This window comes from Gemmatimonadota bacterium (assembly GCA_009835325.1).
Taxonomy (GTDB): domain Bacteria; phylum JAAXHH01; class JAAXHH01; order JAAXHH01; family JAAXHH01; genus JAAXHH01.
Genome location: VXWP01000044.1, coordinates 2,833 through 17,691, shown reverse-complemented (window position 1 = coordinate 17,691; position 14,859 = coordinate 2,833). Strand labels below are relative to the sequence as shown.

Annotated in this window: 8 protein-coding genes and 1 pseudogene (1 of these 9 only partly in view); all 9 read right to left on the bottom strand. The window is 60.0% G+C overall.

Annotated elements, in window-relative coordinates:
* On the bottom strand, nucleotides 1-180 hold a 180-nt coding region (locus tag F4Z81_05480), incomplete at its 3' end, for a type II toxin-antitoxin system HicB family antitoxin (GenBank protein MXW04503.1).
* 33 nt (nucleotides 181-213) lie between these two features.
* Entirely contained in the window at nucleotides 214-972 is a 759-nt protein-coding gene (locus F4Z81_05475; protein MXW04502.1) for a hypothetical protein, read from the bottom strand.
* Between the two features lie 20 nt (nucleotides 973-992).
* A complete protein-coding gene (locus F4Z81_05470; protein MXW04501.1) occupies nucleotides 993-3,308 on the bottom strand; it encodes a hypothetical protein in 2,316 nt (771 codons plus the stop codon).
* Between the two features lie 820 nt (nucleotides 3,309-4,128).
* A complete protein-coding gene (locus F4Z81_05465) occupies nucleotides 4,129-4,560 on the bottom strand; it encodes a hypothetical protein (GenBank protein MXW04500.1) in 432 nt (143 codons plus the stop codon).
* Complete coding sequence (locus F4Z81_05460) at nucleotides 4,557-6,752, bottom strand: RHS repeat-associated core domain-containing protein (GenBank protein ID MXW04499.1); 2,196 nt, start codon at nucleotides 6,750-6,752, stop codon at nucleotides 4,557-4,559. Before F4Z81_05460 ends, F4Z81_05465 begins: the two co-directional genes overlap by 4 nt.
* 45 nt (nucleotides 6,753-6,797) lie before the next feature.
* Nucleotides 6,798-11,822, bottom strand: a complete 5,025-nt coding sequence (locus F4Z81_05455) for a hypothetical protein (GenBank protein ID MXW04498.1) — start codon at nucleotides 11,820-11,822, stop codon at nucleotides 6,798-6,800.
* A 362-nt stretch (nucleotides 11,823-12,184) separates the two neighbouring features.
* The gene (locus tag F4Z81_05450) at nucleotides 12,185-13,015 is read right to left on the bottom strand and encodes a hypothetical protein (GenBank protein ID MXW04497.1); all 831 of its coding nucleotides are present in this window, start codon (nucleotides 13,013-13,015) and stop codon (nucleotides 12,185-12,187) included.
* 89 nt (nucleotides 13,016-13,104) lie between these two features.
* Nucleotides 13,105-14,853 carry an Ig domain-containing protein gene (locus tag F4Z81_05445; GenBank protein MXW04496.1) on the bottom strand — a complete coding sequence of 583 codons (1,749 nt, stop codon included), beginning with the start codon at nucleotides 14,851-14,853 and terminating at the stop codon, nucleotides 13,105-13,107.
* Nucleotides 14,847-14,859, bottom strand: a pseudogene (locus F4Z81_05440) (Ig-like domain-containing protein) (it continues 1,157 nt past the right edge of the window). The gene F4Z81_05445 and the pseudogene F4Z81_05440 overlap by 7 nt, the downstream one beginning before the upstream one ends.

Below are 14,859 nucleotides of genomic sequence, written 5' to 3'. Positions count from 1 at the left end.
GTCACTATCCCTATCATGTTCTTCGAGATACAGCCTGATCGCGTCGGCGACCAATTTACGAACCTCACATACGGTCTTCCCGGCAACCCCGATGCCCGGAAGCTCAGGGACGTATGCGCCGTACGCTCTTGGGCCATATTTTTCAACAATGATAAGGTACTCAGTCTGTGCCATTTTCATCTCCCGTGTAGAAGGGTTTCAATACTATCAAATCTATGTACCAAAAATCACAGACAGGTCTTCATCTTCCCGTTGGGACAAAAGTTCAAGATGAGATAGACCAAGACCTGATATGCGGTACGACCACTCCTTGTATCGAACTTTATTACCCCCAAACATTGGATCAGCTTCATGGAATTCTGCAGTCTGACAGGTCCCTTCCACAACATTGTTTGTCACTTCAAAATCGTTTGATATGATCTTGAAGTAACCTGGATGCTTCCCGTACTGCGTAAGTTGAATCCAGTCACCTATGAACTGATCCATTTTGTCCTTGTTTTTTAAAGGTAAGTCTCCACTTTCGATGGTGATATCATCTAGGGAACCCAGGTAAACCTCGTATTCGCCAACGGTAGAAATAGGATCTCTGAAACCCCAGAATGTAACGAAGTTGAATTGATCATCGAGACCGATCTTGAAGAAGACTGTATTAGTCGAACTCGGGTTACTTCGATAAACCATGTAGACGTCGTACGTCAGGAACTTCCTGGGAAGCCTGTATGCTGTTATACTGCTCGACAACCAATCGCCTTTGGCTGGTATATTGTCGACAATTAACTTTTCCCAGTTTGCGGCTGTCAATTCTGATACATCGAACCAGGCAAGTCTCTGATCCGGGTCTACACGGTAACCGTCAAGGTAAATCGCGGCGGAACGAACAACGTAATACTTGCACAGTTCTTCTTTATACCTGTCTTTGGTAAATTGGGCATGTACCGCAAAGAAGACAACTAACACCGTCGTAATGTACAACCAGTAAGATTGCACCTGGATTATCCCCCTTCCCTGGATTCTTCTTCCTTCCTTTGTTGTCGCTCTAACTCACTCTCTATAATGCCTTGAATAATGTATGCATCGATCTCAAGCTCCTGCTGATCCAAGTCGAGATTCTCTCGTTTTGCTTTCTCCTTAAGGTTCTTGTATCTCGCCGGATCGTCTATAGCCTGAAATGCATGAAAGATTTCGTGACCCAGTATCCCTTCTATCGTGTCTCCAGGTGAGCCAAGTATCCTCTGCTCCGCAATCGAAAGTTGGCCTCTCGAGACCGAAGCTTTGGTTACCAGATTCGTAAGGGGATTTCGTTCGGTTTCTTCTTCATTAAAAATGATGTCGGCAGAACCACCCTTTCCTTCTGCGATATCTTCGTCGAAACCGATAGTAAATATCACGTCGCTACCGTGCACTTCATCGTATATAAACTTACCGGTTTGCGATTTATGTAGATTATCAAGGTAACCCTGAAGTCTCGCTCTTTGTTCGGGTTTCAAATTGGATGCGAGTTCGATGATCATCCCATCCGGATCCACATACTTGAGCGGATTGTTTGCGGCATAGGCATAGGGACTGATCCCCGGGTACTCGTCCTGTATGGGATCGGGCCGCAGGAACCTGCCGACATCGTAAGCGTACGACCTTGCGAGCATGTAGTCAAGACCGGACTCGGCGTCCCGCTCGTGCCCGGTGAACCTGAAGTGCGTGGAGCCGGAGCCGCTCGAAGCGAGGACTTTTCCGTAGGGCCAGTAGTCGTAGGCGGCGGTGACGGCGCCTTCATCGTCCACGAGGCTCCGGGTGCTGCCCAGGTGATCGGCCAGGTAGTAGCTAGCGCTATCTCCGGCTATTCGGGCGATGCGCTTGCTGCCGGTATAGATATACTTTGCCGACAGGCTCTGGCCTGAGTACTCAGCCAGGACGCTGCCACCCGGACCTCTCAGGTAGTACGTCTTGGCCGTCCCGACGGTCTTCTTCACGCGCCGTCGGTCCGGGTCCATGAGATAGGCTGCCAAGCCAACTCCGGTGGTGAGTCCCCGGTAATCGTAGGTCAGGGACGCGTCCCCCCTTGCCGTCATCCATCCGTTCGGGTTGTAGGCGTACGTCTGACCTCCGGCGCCCGTGGTGCTGTCCAGCCTGTTGGGCGTGGAGGTACCCGAGTAGTTGTAGGTGAGCCGGCTGTTGCCGGTCACCATGGACGTCAGGTTGCCGCTTCGGTCGTAGGTGTAGTCCCGGCTTGTGCCGCCGGTCACATCGAAGTCCGTGATCCGGTACAGGGCATCGTAGGCGTAGTCCGCGGTTTTGGAAGCGGCGCCGCCATGGCTGTACACCTGCCTGGTGACATTGCCGGCGAGGTCGTAGGTGAGCGTCGATCTGAACGTGTCGGCGTAGTTTAGGTCGGTGACCCACTCACGCGGGTTGTAGGCGTAGGTACCGGTGACGACGCCGTCTGCAGTCGTGTCACCCGCGCCCTGACCCACGATGTGAGTGGCGATATTGCCTGCGGCGGTGTGAGTATATTCTGCCAGGGTCATGCCCCGTGCATCCCCCACGCGGCTGAGCCGCCCCGCGCCGTCGTAGGCGTAACGCGCTTGCGCGCCGTCGGGGTAGACCAGGCGGGTGACCCGTCCGGTCAGGTCGTGGTCGTATACTGCCGTCTTCGCGCCGGTCAGGCCCTCGTTGCTCACCTGCTTGACACGCACGTTGCCCAGGTGGTCGTAGGCATACTCGTGCACGACCTCGGCCGCCGCGTCGGCGTCGGTGTTCTCCTCGATTTTGGTGAGGCGCCCCTGGGCGTAGTTGGACCCGCCGGTGACGGGGTCGCTGTCGGCAACGGCATCGCCGCCGTCGTAGGTCATGCGGCTTCGCCACGACGAGGCATCGTTTTCGAAGGGGTAGGACCTCTCCGGATCGAGGCTTGTAAAGTTGCCCACCGCCTCGCCCACGCGGGTCACGCGCCCGAAGTCGTCGTAGACGGTGTAGGTGATTTTCCGTGTGGCGCCCGTGCCTTCGGCGCGCTGCCGCGCATCCTGCGAGAAGCGCACGCGTCCCAGGTCGTCGTACTTGTACAGCGTGGCTGCGTCGGCATCGGGATAATGCTGGCTGTTCATGCGGCCCAGGGTGTCGTAGGCGTAGCTCGTAGTGCCGCCGCCCGGCATGGTGGTCGAGGTGAGCCGGTCCAGGGCGTCGTAGGCGTAGGACGTCTGGTTGTTCCGGGTGCCGGCGCTCACGCCCGCCGAGTCGGCGATGACGTGCTGCATGCGCCCATAGGGGTCATAGACCCTGGTGGTGGCCACGCCCTTTTCGTCGTCGACGGTCACAAAGGACCGGCCCAGGCCGGGCCCGGAGGTCCAGTTGCCGTAGCGGGTGTCGACCGCCGAGTTGCTGTCGTGACCGGGCGGGACGACGCTGGATACCCTCAGGAGCGGGTCGTCGTCGTAGGCGGTTATAGTATCACGTATTGGTAATGCGGGAGACTCTTCGAAACAGATTGGCGTTGTGGAAGACCGAGACCTCTTCGGCTGCGGTAAAGGAGGATTCTACGAAATGAGCAGTGTCAGGATCTTGCTGGCAGAATTGACCGGCCTTTTCAGGTCTGCTGGAAAGGCCGGTGCTGGATCACGTTCTCGATCATCTGGACCAGTTGTAAAATCATCACGACCAAGGATACGCTTCAAAGTCATCATTCGCTCGATGACAAGAATACATCACAATACCCGAACGCCGATACTGGCAGGTCCGAGAAGTATGCTATTGTCCCATCGGGGTCTAAGTACAAAGCGAATTGTGTTGGAATATGCAATGCACTCGACACCCAATCTGACCAACCCGGACTTCACCACACTTTTAAGGTACAGGCTGGGATAACGGACACCACTAACGTGTATTTCCATGCAGGTTTTCTTCATCTATCCCTGATGAAAGGCGTCTTCAGCCGCTCCGCAGTCGTCTAGATCAAGTCTATCCCACACCCTGTGTGGCGCTTCTACAACTGGCTTTAGTGAGATCTGCTTGATAGCTGACGCTTAGACTCCAGATAAAACTCTCCTTGTTCTGCTATACATTGAAGGTTCTTTCTATAGCGATTCCGATAAACGGTGTACTACCCGCAACCTTATCAAATCACCGAACTCCAGGATACTATGGCCTACACAAAGCCCAAGCTACCTTAGCTATCACGACTACGGCCACCGTGATAACAAATCCAGCAAGTATGTACTTTAGCCAGAGTTCCGGAAACACATCCACAACAAAAAACGCAATTACTATAACAGATATCATAGTAACTGAGACCGTGAACAGTCGTTTGTTAAACTCTCCGTACCAAAGGTCAATAGTGAAATTCATGATGGATTTAGCGGTATATGCGCCTACACCAATAAAGATAAAACCCGTAAGAGACTTCTCCGCTTCACTCCAACTATAGCTCACCCAAATGACTATCACTGCGATCAAAGTGATTAGAAAAACCTCAAAATTGTTCCAGTCAGGATCGAGTCGATTCAAACGGGTGTACAGGCGATGAACTACCCTAAAGCGGCTTGATTTCCGTTGTTTTTTACGGGAACTCATTCTTTATCCCTTTCCTCTTCTCCATCGGAAGTAAACCATCCGAAGATTCTGGAACCGATTTGGGTGGCGGCAGTACTTGCTGATATGGCTCGTCTCGCGATGTAGTTTTGAGCTTTTTCATATAGCTCTTCCGCTCTTGTGTATCGACTTTTTGCGCGAGAATCTCTGCCTTGGCTTGCGGCATTGTCACCGATTCTCTTAAGTCGATCAGCATCACGTGTCAGATGTTTTACTGTACTGGAAGTGCCGGCTATTCTACCGGCTGTTTCTCCAGCAAATCTGCCAATGCTCCTTCCAACGGCTACATCCTGTACAGTATTCGTTAAATCCACATTTCCAGTTTCGTTTACCTGGTGTAAAGCACTGAATCCTGCATCGGTGGCTGCTTCGATTCCAAACCTTGCGACTTTGTTAACCTTCGACAGTTTGGTTATCAACCCAACCCCTGTTGCCCCAGCCGCGGCTGATATCACTACAGAGCCCAAATCGATTTCATCAAGTGAGCGTCCATCTACCGCAACCTGTATGCCGACATCAATCGCAGCGCCTACTATGGCACCAAAAACTAATGCACGCCCATCTGGATCCACATACTTGAGCGGATTATTGGCGGCATAGGCATAGGGACTGATCCCCGGGTACTCATCCTGCATGGGATCGGGCCGCAGGAACCTGCCTATGTTGAAATCGTAATTCCTGTTCAGCATGTAGTCAAGGCTGGACTCCGAGTCCCGCTCGTGGCCGGTGAACCGGAAGTGCGTGGCGCCGGAGCCACTGGTGGAAAGGATCTTGCCATAGGGCCAGTAGTCGTATGCAGCGGTGACGCTGCCGGCTTCGTCGACCAGGCTCCTTGTGCTGCCCAGGTGATCGGCCAGATAGTAGCTGGCACTATCTCCGGATATCCGGGCGATACGCCTGCTTCCCGCGTACACGTAATTGGCTGACAGGGATTGGCCCGTATATTCTGCCAGGACGCTGCCACCTGGACCTCTCAGGTAGTAGGTGACGTCCGTCCCGACGGTCTTCTTCACCCGCCTGCGGTCCGGATCCATGAAGTACCGCGCGGTGCCGTAGCCCGTGGTGAGTCCCCGGTAGTCGTATCTCACCGTATCTGCACCTTTGCGCGTCATCCATCCGTTCTGGTTGTAAACATAGGTCTGCCCCCCTGTGCCCGTGGTGCTGTCCAGCCTGTTGGGCGTGGAGTCGCCCGTGTGGTTGTAGGTGAGCCGGCTGCTGCCGGTCACCATGGACGTCAGGTTGCCGTTCCTGTCGTAGGCGTAGTTCCGGGCTGTGCCGCCTGTAACGTCGAAGCCGGTGATCCGGTACAGGGCATCGTAGGCGTATTCCGCCGTCTTGGACGCGGCGCTGCCGTGGCTGTACTTCTGCCTGGTGACGTTGCCGGCGAGGTCGTAGGTAAGCTCGGATCTGAACGTACCAACATAGTTCAGATCGGTGACCCACTCGCGTGGGTTGTAGGTATAGGTGCCGGTTACGACGCCGTCTGCAGTGGTGTCACCCGCGCCCTGACCCACGACGTGGGTGTCGATGTTGCCCGCGGCGGTGTGGGTATATTCTGCCAGGGTCTTGCCCCGTGCGTCCCCCACACGGCTGAGCCGCCCCGCGCTATCATATGCGTAGCGCGCCTGCGCGCCGTCGGGATAGACCAGGCGGGTCACCCGCCCTGCCAGGTCATGGGTATAGGCGGCCGTCTTCGCGCCTGTCAGGCCCTCGATTTCCACCTGCTTGACGCGCACGCTTCCCAGGTGGTCGTAGGCGTACTCGTGGACGACCTCGGCGGCCGCGTCGGCGTCGGTGTTTTCCTCGACTTTAGTCAGGCGCCCCTGGGCGTAGTTGGGCCCGCTTCCCAGGACGTCGTCGTCGTAGGTCATGCGGCTGCGCCACGACGATGCGTTGTTCTCGAAGGCGTAAGACCTTTCTGGATCGAGACGTGAGAAGTTGGCCGCCGCTTCGCCCACACGGGTCACGCGCCCGAAGTCGTCGTAGACGGTGTAGGTGACTTTCCGTGTGGCGTTGCTCGTTCCGGCGGCGCGCTGCCGCGCGTCCTGCGAAAAACGCATGCGTCCGAGGTCGTCGTACTTGTACATGGTGGCCGCGTCGGCGTCGGGGTGATGCCGGCTGGTCATGCGGCCCAGGGTGTCGTAGGCGTAGCGCGTGGTGCCGCCGCCCGGCATGGTGGTCGAGACCAGGCGATCCAGGGCGTCGTAGGCATAGGACGTCTAGTTGTTCCTGGTACCTGCGCTTACACCCGCCGAGTCGGCGATAACGTGCTGCATGCGGCCATAGGGGTCATAGACCCTGGTGGTGGCCACGCCCTTTTCGTCGTCGACGGTCACGTAGGACCGGCCCAGGCCGGGTCCGGCGGCCCAGTTCCCGTAGCGGGTGTCGACAGCCGAGTTGTTGTCGTGGCCCGGTGGGACGACGCTCGATACCCGCAGGAGCGGGTCGTTGTCGTAGGTGGTCCGGGTGATCCTGCTGCCAGCAGCAGCATCACTCAGGACGCCGTAGTCATAAGACGGCGCCCGGTGTACCGGCCCCAGAAGACGTTCGGGCAGGTTTACTCGGTTGTACGTCGTCCGGGTGACGATGTCGTTGGCTTCGGCCCCTGCCCGCGTCTGTATCGGGCGCGCCAGGCCGTCGTAGTAGGTCGTGACGGTTTCCGCCTCGCCGATGTAGAGGTTGGCGAGGTAGGCGTCGCCAGACTCGCCTGCCGCCTTGAACGCGGGCTTCCAGTTCGCGGGGACTGTGGCCGAAGCGCTAGCGCTCTTGAACCGGGTGTCCTTATGGCCATACATCCATGCGTTCACCTTGCCGGTGGGCAGGAGCTCCATCTCGACGCGGGCCCAGGGCCAGTTTCGGTTGTAACCGGGCACCATGGCCGTGGACGCGGCGGTGCCGCCGATGCTGCGCTCGAGCTTGACGCGGCCGCGGTCATAGACCATGCGGACGTAGTCGTTCCCGTCTTCGAAGGCCATGATGACGGTTTTGCCCGATGTCGCCGAGCCCGGATGGAAGTCGGCCCTGGCCGTGACGCGGCCTTCGACCCTTCCGGTTTCGAGGACGGAGGAGGCTCCGAGCTTCACGGCCCGCTTCGCGGCTTTCCGCTGGTTGTAGGCGACAGCCCCGCTGCCGGTGACTCCATCGCCGCCCGCGCTGGCGTCGATGCCGGCGCGGAAGTTCGACCCGGCCTTGGCGTGGAAGCCCGGCCCCAGGACGATGCGCACGCTGGCTTTCAGGGTAGCGGTTTCTCCGGCTTCGACGACGTAGGGACCGGTGGTCTCCAGGCTGACGCCCTCTTCGAGTCGGTCACCTGTGCCGCGGGTGATGACGCGGTGCCCGTCCATCGAGAGATCCTTGTGGCCGTCCCTGGAAGGGTAGGCGATATCGGTCTGCCGGTTGGGTCTCGCGGTGTTATAAGCGCTTACGCCGCTGGTTTCGCGCGAGAAGGCGTGGTCCCGCTGGGCGGTCAGGCGCCCCTTGAGGTCGCTCGTCTGCACGACGCGGCGCAGGCCGTCCCTTGCGTACCGGACGGTATGTCCGTTCGCGTCGGTGACGGCTATGGCGTCCAGGGTCACCGGATCGTAGGTGGTCATGGCGGCCGGCTGGGCGCCTTCCGGCCATGCGCGCAGGTTGTCAAAAGCGGCTTCAGCCGGCTGCGCACCGTTGGCCAGCCTGACGGCGTCGACGACGCCTCTGCGGCCCCGCATGTTCCAGGTACCGGTCTTCGGGTAGCGCACGCCGTCCACGCGGGCCCACCACCGGCCGTCCTTCCAGGCGATGCGCAGATGATGCCAGCGGCCGGGCACGTAGCGCGCGCCCGTGTCCTTGAGGGTCCCGTTGTCTGCCGCCTTCACGCTGCCGTCCCGTTCGAAGACCCAACGGATGCGATTTTGCCCGAGGGTTACCTCGGTGCGTTCTCCGGTGGCCTGCACCCTTACGTCGACTTCGAACACGCCGGCGGCCAGGGAGGGCAGGCTGCGTTCGGCCACGGCGTTGTCCACGGAGAACGCGCCGGCCTCCAGGGTGACGGCGCCGGCCCTGGTGTCGGTCCTGTGCCACGGAGTAGCGGCGGCGAGCGCGTCCCAGCTGGCGTGGTCGTCGAATACCTCGGCGGTTACCTGCGATCCGGGGGCGCCGGTGAAGGCGGCCACGGGCCGCATCCGGCCATAGCCCATGATCGTGGAGCTCACGGTGCCATGGGCGTCCTTCGCCGCTATCAGGTTGCCGTAGGCGTCATAGGCGGCGGCCACCTGCCGGTCGATCCACTCGTTTGCAGACACCTGGCCGTCCGCGTTGCGGTCCAGCCATGCCGAGGTGGTGTCGGGCATGATGATGGCATTGTTTCCGGTGACGAAGCGTCCGTATCGGTATTTCCTCGAATGCAGCTTGCTGCCTGAACCGTCCCTGACGGTGACCACGTGGGGGCGGTCCAGGATGTGGGCGCCTTCGAGGAACACGTCCTCGGGGTCGTCGGCACTCATCGCGGTGACCTGGAGGTCCCTGGCGTACACCCTGATCTTGCGATACACGGCCTGCTGCGGCTTGTAGACGCCGGCATACATCGTGAGGTTGACCCGGGCGCTGTCCGCGCTCGAAGGCACGGGCATGAGGACGTCGAAGGTTTTTTCCTGCGGATCGGGCCGCCCGCCGCCCAGGGGCACGACCTGCGTCAGCGACGCGGCCGGACGGCTGCCGGCGTTCTTCCAGGCGACGTTCACCGTGACGCCGGCGTACATGTTGTCGCCTCCCTGCAGCTGATCGGTTCCGAGGACGCCGCGGATGCGCAGCGCATCGTGTCCGGACAGGGAGAAGCGTCGGCCTGCGAAGTCGTAGAACCCGGTGCTCTCGATGGCCGAGTCCGCGTTGAGAAAAGCCTCCACCGAGGCCACGGGCGGATCTCCGGAGCTAAGGAAGGCGGCGTGGGTGCGGTTGGCGGTCGACAGGGAGGTGTCGAGAACGGGCTGTCCGAAGACCAGGGTCACCGGGCTGTGCGTCACCTGGTCCGCGTGATAGCTGGTCTCGGTGACGCGCAGGGTGTGCGTGCCCGACTTGAGCGTCTCGGTGGCCACAAGACCGTTTTTCGCGTTATGAGTCAGCTGCGTGGTGGTGATGACCCCGTCCCAGGTAGTCGCCATCTCCTGCGCCCTGATCCAGTAGGCCTGCTGGGGGATGCCCGGGTGGTAGAAGGGCTGCCAGCGGCCGGTCCAGGTGCCCTGGGTCGTGACCTGCCAGGTCGTCCGCTGCCGCTGGACCACGTTCCCGGACGCGTCGTAGTGGATCGTCTGCTCCAGCAGGCCCCTGCGGATATCGCGTTCGGACTCCTGCTTCCTGTTCGTGGCCGAGAGCCCCAGGGCGTCCAGGTCGGCCTCGCCCACGAAGTCGCGCCGTATTTTCCCATGGCCGCCGGGCAGGACCTCGTCCACCACGGGGAAGGTGATGCGGCGCACGCGCCGGTCGTCGATGATATCCATGACCGGCGCCGTCTGGATATAGTTGAAAGTGGTGATATCCGGCGGGACCGGTCCCCCGGCTCCGTCCGCGTCCCGTATCATGCGCTTGATGCGACGAGACCGGTCGAAATAGGCGTCATCGTATTTAAGCGTGGTATCGGGAGGTGCGACCTCCTCGTAGGCGATCTTCATCTCCCCGCCCGCGGGCGTTAAGATCTTGGTGATGCGGTAGCTGTCGGCCAGCGTGTTGGTGAAGCGCCAGGGCGGCAGCTGGTCTGAGGCAGCGCTGCCGGTGCCCATGACGGCGATCTCTTCGAGCAGGAGCGTGCGCGCGTTGTCGCCCGGCGCCACCGGCGGCCGCGCCTGAAGGCTCTTGTCGTCGGCATAGCGAAAGACGTACCGGGCAATCTGATTGCCATCGGGATTCGTGACCGTCTCGACCCCGTCCGTTACGGTCAGGGCGTCGAGGCGGTGGGCGCTCGAGATCCCGTCGTACATCCGGTAGTTGCGGTTGTTGCGCACCAGGTGGTGGCCGTAGGTGAGGTTCTGGCCTGTCGGCGTGTCGAAATAGTTGTCGTAGGTGATGGCGACTCCGCCGTGCCGGGCGACATGAAGGTCCTCGCGCTCGCTGGTCTCGGTCGCGATCTTGCGCACGACTTTCCCGTCCGCTCCGGCGAAAATAACCTTCGACAGGTGCGCCGTGTTGAACGTCTTGACCACGGTCAGGTTGTATATGTTCCCATCTTCAGAGACGCCGTTAGGAAAGCGCGGGTCCAGGTCCGCGAAATCGAGCAGGTTGCGGAAGGAGCGCGTTTCTTCGGCCCGTTCCTTCGCCCAGTCCCGGACCGTGGTGACTGGGCCGTCGGAAGCGTACCTGAACCGGATCGTGTTGCCGGCCTGGTCCCGTATCTCGGCCAGGTTCCACTGGTATACCATCTCGGGCATGAGCTCGTCGAAGCGCCCGTTCTGCACGGTGCCGCCCTTGACGGTCTGGTTCATGCCGTAGGAGTTCCCGCCGATCGTGACCGCGCCGAAGGTATAGGTCAGGCCCGATACGGTCTTCACTGTCCACGTGGAGGCCAGCGGCGCGTTCCGGTCGAAGTTCCAACGGACGTCCATGAAGCGCCGGTTCTCGGCGAAATAGACGTTGGTGGCGGGGAGAGATACGCCCGGATCATCGGCGCGCTGCGAGTCGTCGAGCTGGCGCACCAGGCGGTGCGATCCGTCGGGAAGCACCATGGACAGGTTGAAGGAGAAGGGGTGGTTGATCGGGCTGGTCGTATCCTTGAGCTCATAGCCGCCGGTCACCCGGATCGCCCCGAACTCCAGGTTCCACCCCAGGCCCACCCACGTGGCGTTGTTGAGCGTGACCGTGCCCTTGCTGAGCGTGGACGTGACCGCGGGGTCGTCGGAGAGCCTGATCAGCCGGTCCGTGCCCGTCACCGCGCTGCTGTAGCGCATGGCCAGGGGCAGGGACAGGCCGCCCGTGCCTTCTACTTCGCCCAGCGGCAACGCGTAGGACCAGTTGCCCGAGAAGTAGTCGACCTGGTCCGCGTCGATGACGCCGGAGAGACTGTCGAAGTCATAGGCGCCTTTGGCGGCATCGGTGATCGTCTGCTGGCCGTGAGCGGTCAGCGCCGACATGGAAAGGATGAGGAGGCCGAGGAGTGTTCTCAGGGCGAAATGGCATAAGCGTCTTTGCATGATGAGGTCCTTTACAATGGTTGCTGCGGTCCGGTACTTGCGCGAAATGCGCATGGTCAACGTGTGGATGTAGTGGATGAAAACTGGCATGATGTACTCCTTGACAGCGGATGGAACAGCCACCCGGCCTGGATCTGGGCAATTGGTTATCGGGACGTGAGACTGATGTCTTTTGCAGGCATAGAAAACCCCGTGCCGAGAATCGATCAGAAGTAGCACGGGGACGCTTGAAGGTCCGCGGGGTGCGGGTCCGCTGAGGGGACGCGAGGGTATTCTGAAGCGGTTGTTTTGAGCCTATGCGAATCGCACGGGCGTTGTGGTGTTGCGAGTCCTCTTTGTTGGTTTCGTCAGTCGCAAACGATCGTTTTACCTGTAACTCCTCGTAAGGCCCCGATGGACCGGTTCCTTTACCGGTCCCGGGGCGTTCCGGCGCGTTGCGCGTGCAACGTCGATCACCGGTTCTGTTCCAGTTTTGACAGCCGCTGCTCCAGCGATTCTATGTACCGTTCCTGCCGGGCAAGCTGCTGTTCCTGCGCGTCGATCACCTCACGCTGGGATGAAAGCGTCCTGTGCTGGTCGATGGTGTAGAGCATCAGTTCCTCCACCTTCTCCAGCAGCCGGGTCTGCATCCGGCCGACGCTGACGCCTTCGGCTTCCATCTGTGCGCCGGGGGCGATGCCCGGCAGGTGTCCGCGTGCCCGGATGTGTTCCTTCAACGCGTCCAGGGACATGAGGTCGTAGTCCTCGTCGAAGACGTAGTCGGCGGGCGTGACATCCTCAAGGCGGATCTCCTCGGCCTTAATGCGGCCGTCCACGACGAGCCGCTCGTCCGGGTCGTCCACGCCGATGCCCACGTTGCCCTCAAGCCGGTAGACGTTGCCGGCGTCCGACACCGACCACGGACTGCCTGCCCGCACGGTGACGCGGAAAACCGTTCTCGTTGTCGTAGTCGTCTCGGTTCCCAATCGAACCGTTACGTTCGCCTCGCCCTCGCCGGCCCCGGTGATCGTCAGAATGTTGCCGGAAACGCTCACTGTCACAACTTCCGCGTCCGACGTTGACGCACTGAACTTAAGCGTGCCGATCGTGCCGGTAACGAACGTGGAAAGGTCCAGCTCGAGCTCGCAGCAGATCGCAACGGTCTGTGCCGGAATGGTCCCCAGCGTCGGTGTGGACTGGTCGGGGACCGGTGCGGCGAACGCGCCTTCATTCATGACTGCGGCCTGTGTGCCTGGTGTAATGAGTGCCACCAGCATCGCAACGGTTATAAACATCCTGAACATGACTTGCTCCTTTCTACGGTTAATGGAAACCCTGGTGCTTCGCGATTCCCGGGCTTTGCGATTCCCGGGATGTGCATCCTGCCAGAAAGTCATCTTTCCCATCTCCTGAGCCGTTGCTCCAGCTCACTTACCTGCGTCTTTTGAATCTCCAGCTTCTGCTGCTGCGAGGCGAGGCGGTCGCCCTGTTCGCGAAGCTGTTCGTGCTGCGCGATGATGTAGAGCGACAGTTCCTCGATTTTCTCCAGAAGCGTGGTCTGCATCCGGCTGATACCCAGGCCGTTGGCCTTCATATCCACGCCGGAGGCCACGCCCGGCAGATGGCCGTGATTCCGGATGTACGACTCCACTTCATCCAGAGAAAGGAGGTCGTAACCCTCCTCGAACACGTAGTCGGCAGGGATCATCCTCAGCCGGTACCCCTCCGCCTTGACCGTCCCATCCACGACGAGCTTCTGGTCCGGAACTTCCACGCCGATGCCCACGTTGCCATTAAGCCGGTAAACGTGCTCACCGGAGACCGACCAGGGATAGAGACCCGGATGCTCCAGCGCGGCCTCCACCGTGACCATGAAGGACTGTGACACGGGATCGCATGGATCACTTTCGGCCGTATCGGTAACCGTTACCGCGATGGCCGCGATCTGGCCGGCCGCCACCGGATCGATTTTCAGGCTGGTCCCCTCGATAACAGCCGTGGCGATACCCGGACTTGGGGATGTTACCGAGATTTCGATACCGTCCTGATCGATGTGTTCGAAGTGTTGCGTCAGATCGAACTGCGTCGTGCCCGCGCCCACGACCAGCGTCTGGTCCTGGATGGGTGCGTCCGCGATCACGGCCGGGCAGGGCAGGATCACGGTGACTACAAAGGATTGCTTCACAGCATCGCAATCCTGCTTGCTGACCGTAACGCTAACCGTATCCGTACCGGCGGCGGCGGGTGTTACCGTTAGCATGGCTCCCGCAAGACTGGTCGTCGTTACGCTCGTATCGGTCGAGCTGACTACGTAGGTTGGGACGAAATCCTCCGGCAGCGAGAAATACTGCATCAGATCGATCGGGGCGGCGCTCCCTCCCAAGGTGAGCGTCTGATTAGCTATGCTGCCCTTAAGCATGGGACAGATTGGCGGTTCGGTGACGGTGAGTGAAGCTGTACCGGAAACACCGTCTGTCCTTGCCTTAATCGTCGTCGAACCTGTGTTCACTGCCGTTGCCAGTCCCAACGAGTCAATGGTAGCGACCGTGGTGGCACTGCTCTCCCAGGTAAAGGTTTTGCCCGTTATCTCTGTACCGGCCGAGTCGGTGGCCTTCGCAGTGAACTGCTGCGTCTCGCCCTTCTGGATTGATGCCGAAGCAGGACTCACCACAACAGATGCTATCACGGTCCCAGGCGGTGGTGTTTCGGTGACGGTAAGTGAAGCCGTACCCGGAATACCGCCTGTCTCCGCCGTTATCGTTGTTGTACCTGCATTCACTGCCGTAGCCAGTCCCGACGAGTCAATTGTCGCAGCCGAGGTGTCGCTGCTCGTCCAGGTAAAGGTCTTGCCCGTGATTACCACGTTGTTCGAATCATAGGCAGTAGCAGTGAACTGCTGCGTTTTACCCACCGCGATCGACGGCGTTTCCGGGGTCACGGTGACCCGGTGCACCACCGGGGGCGGCGGAGGAGGTGGTGGAGGCTTGGTCACCGTCAGTCTCACTGCGTTGGACGTGTCGTCCACTTCTGCGGTAATCGCCGTGACACCCGCGGTCTTACCCGTAGCCAGGCCCGAGGTGCTAATGGTAGCGACCGAGGTGTCGCTGCTCGTCCAGGTAAAGGTCTTGCCCGTGATTACCACGTTGTT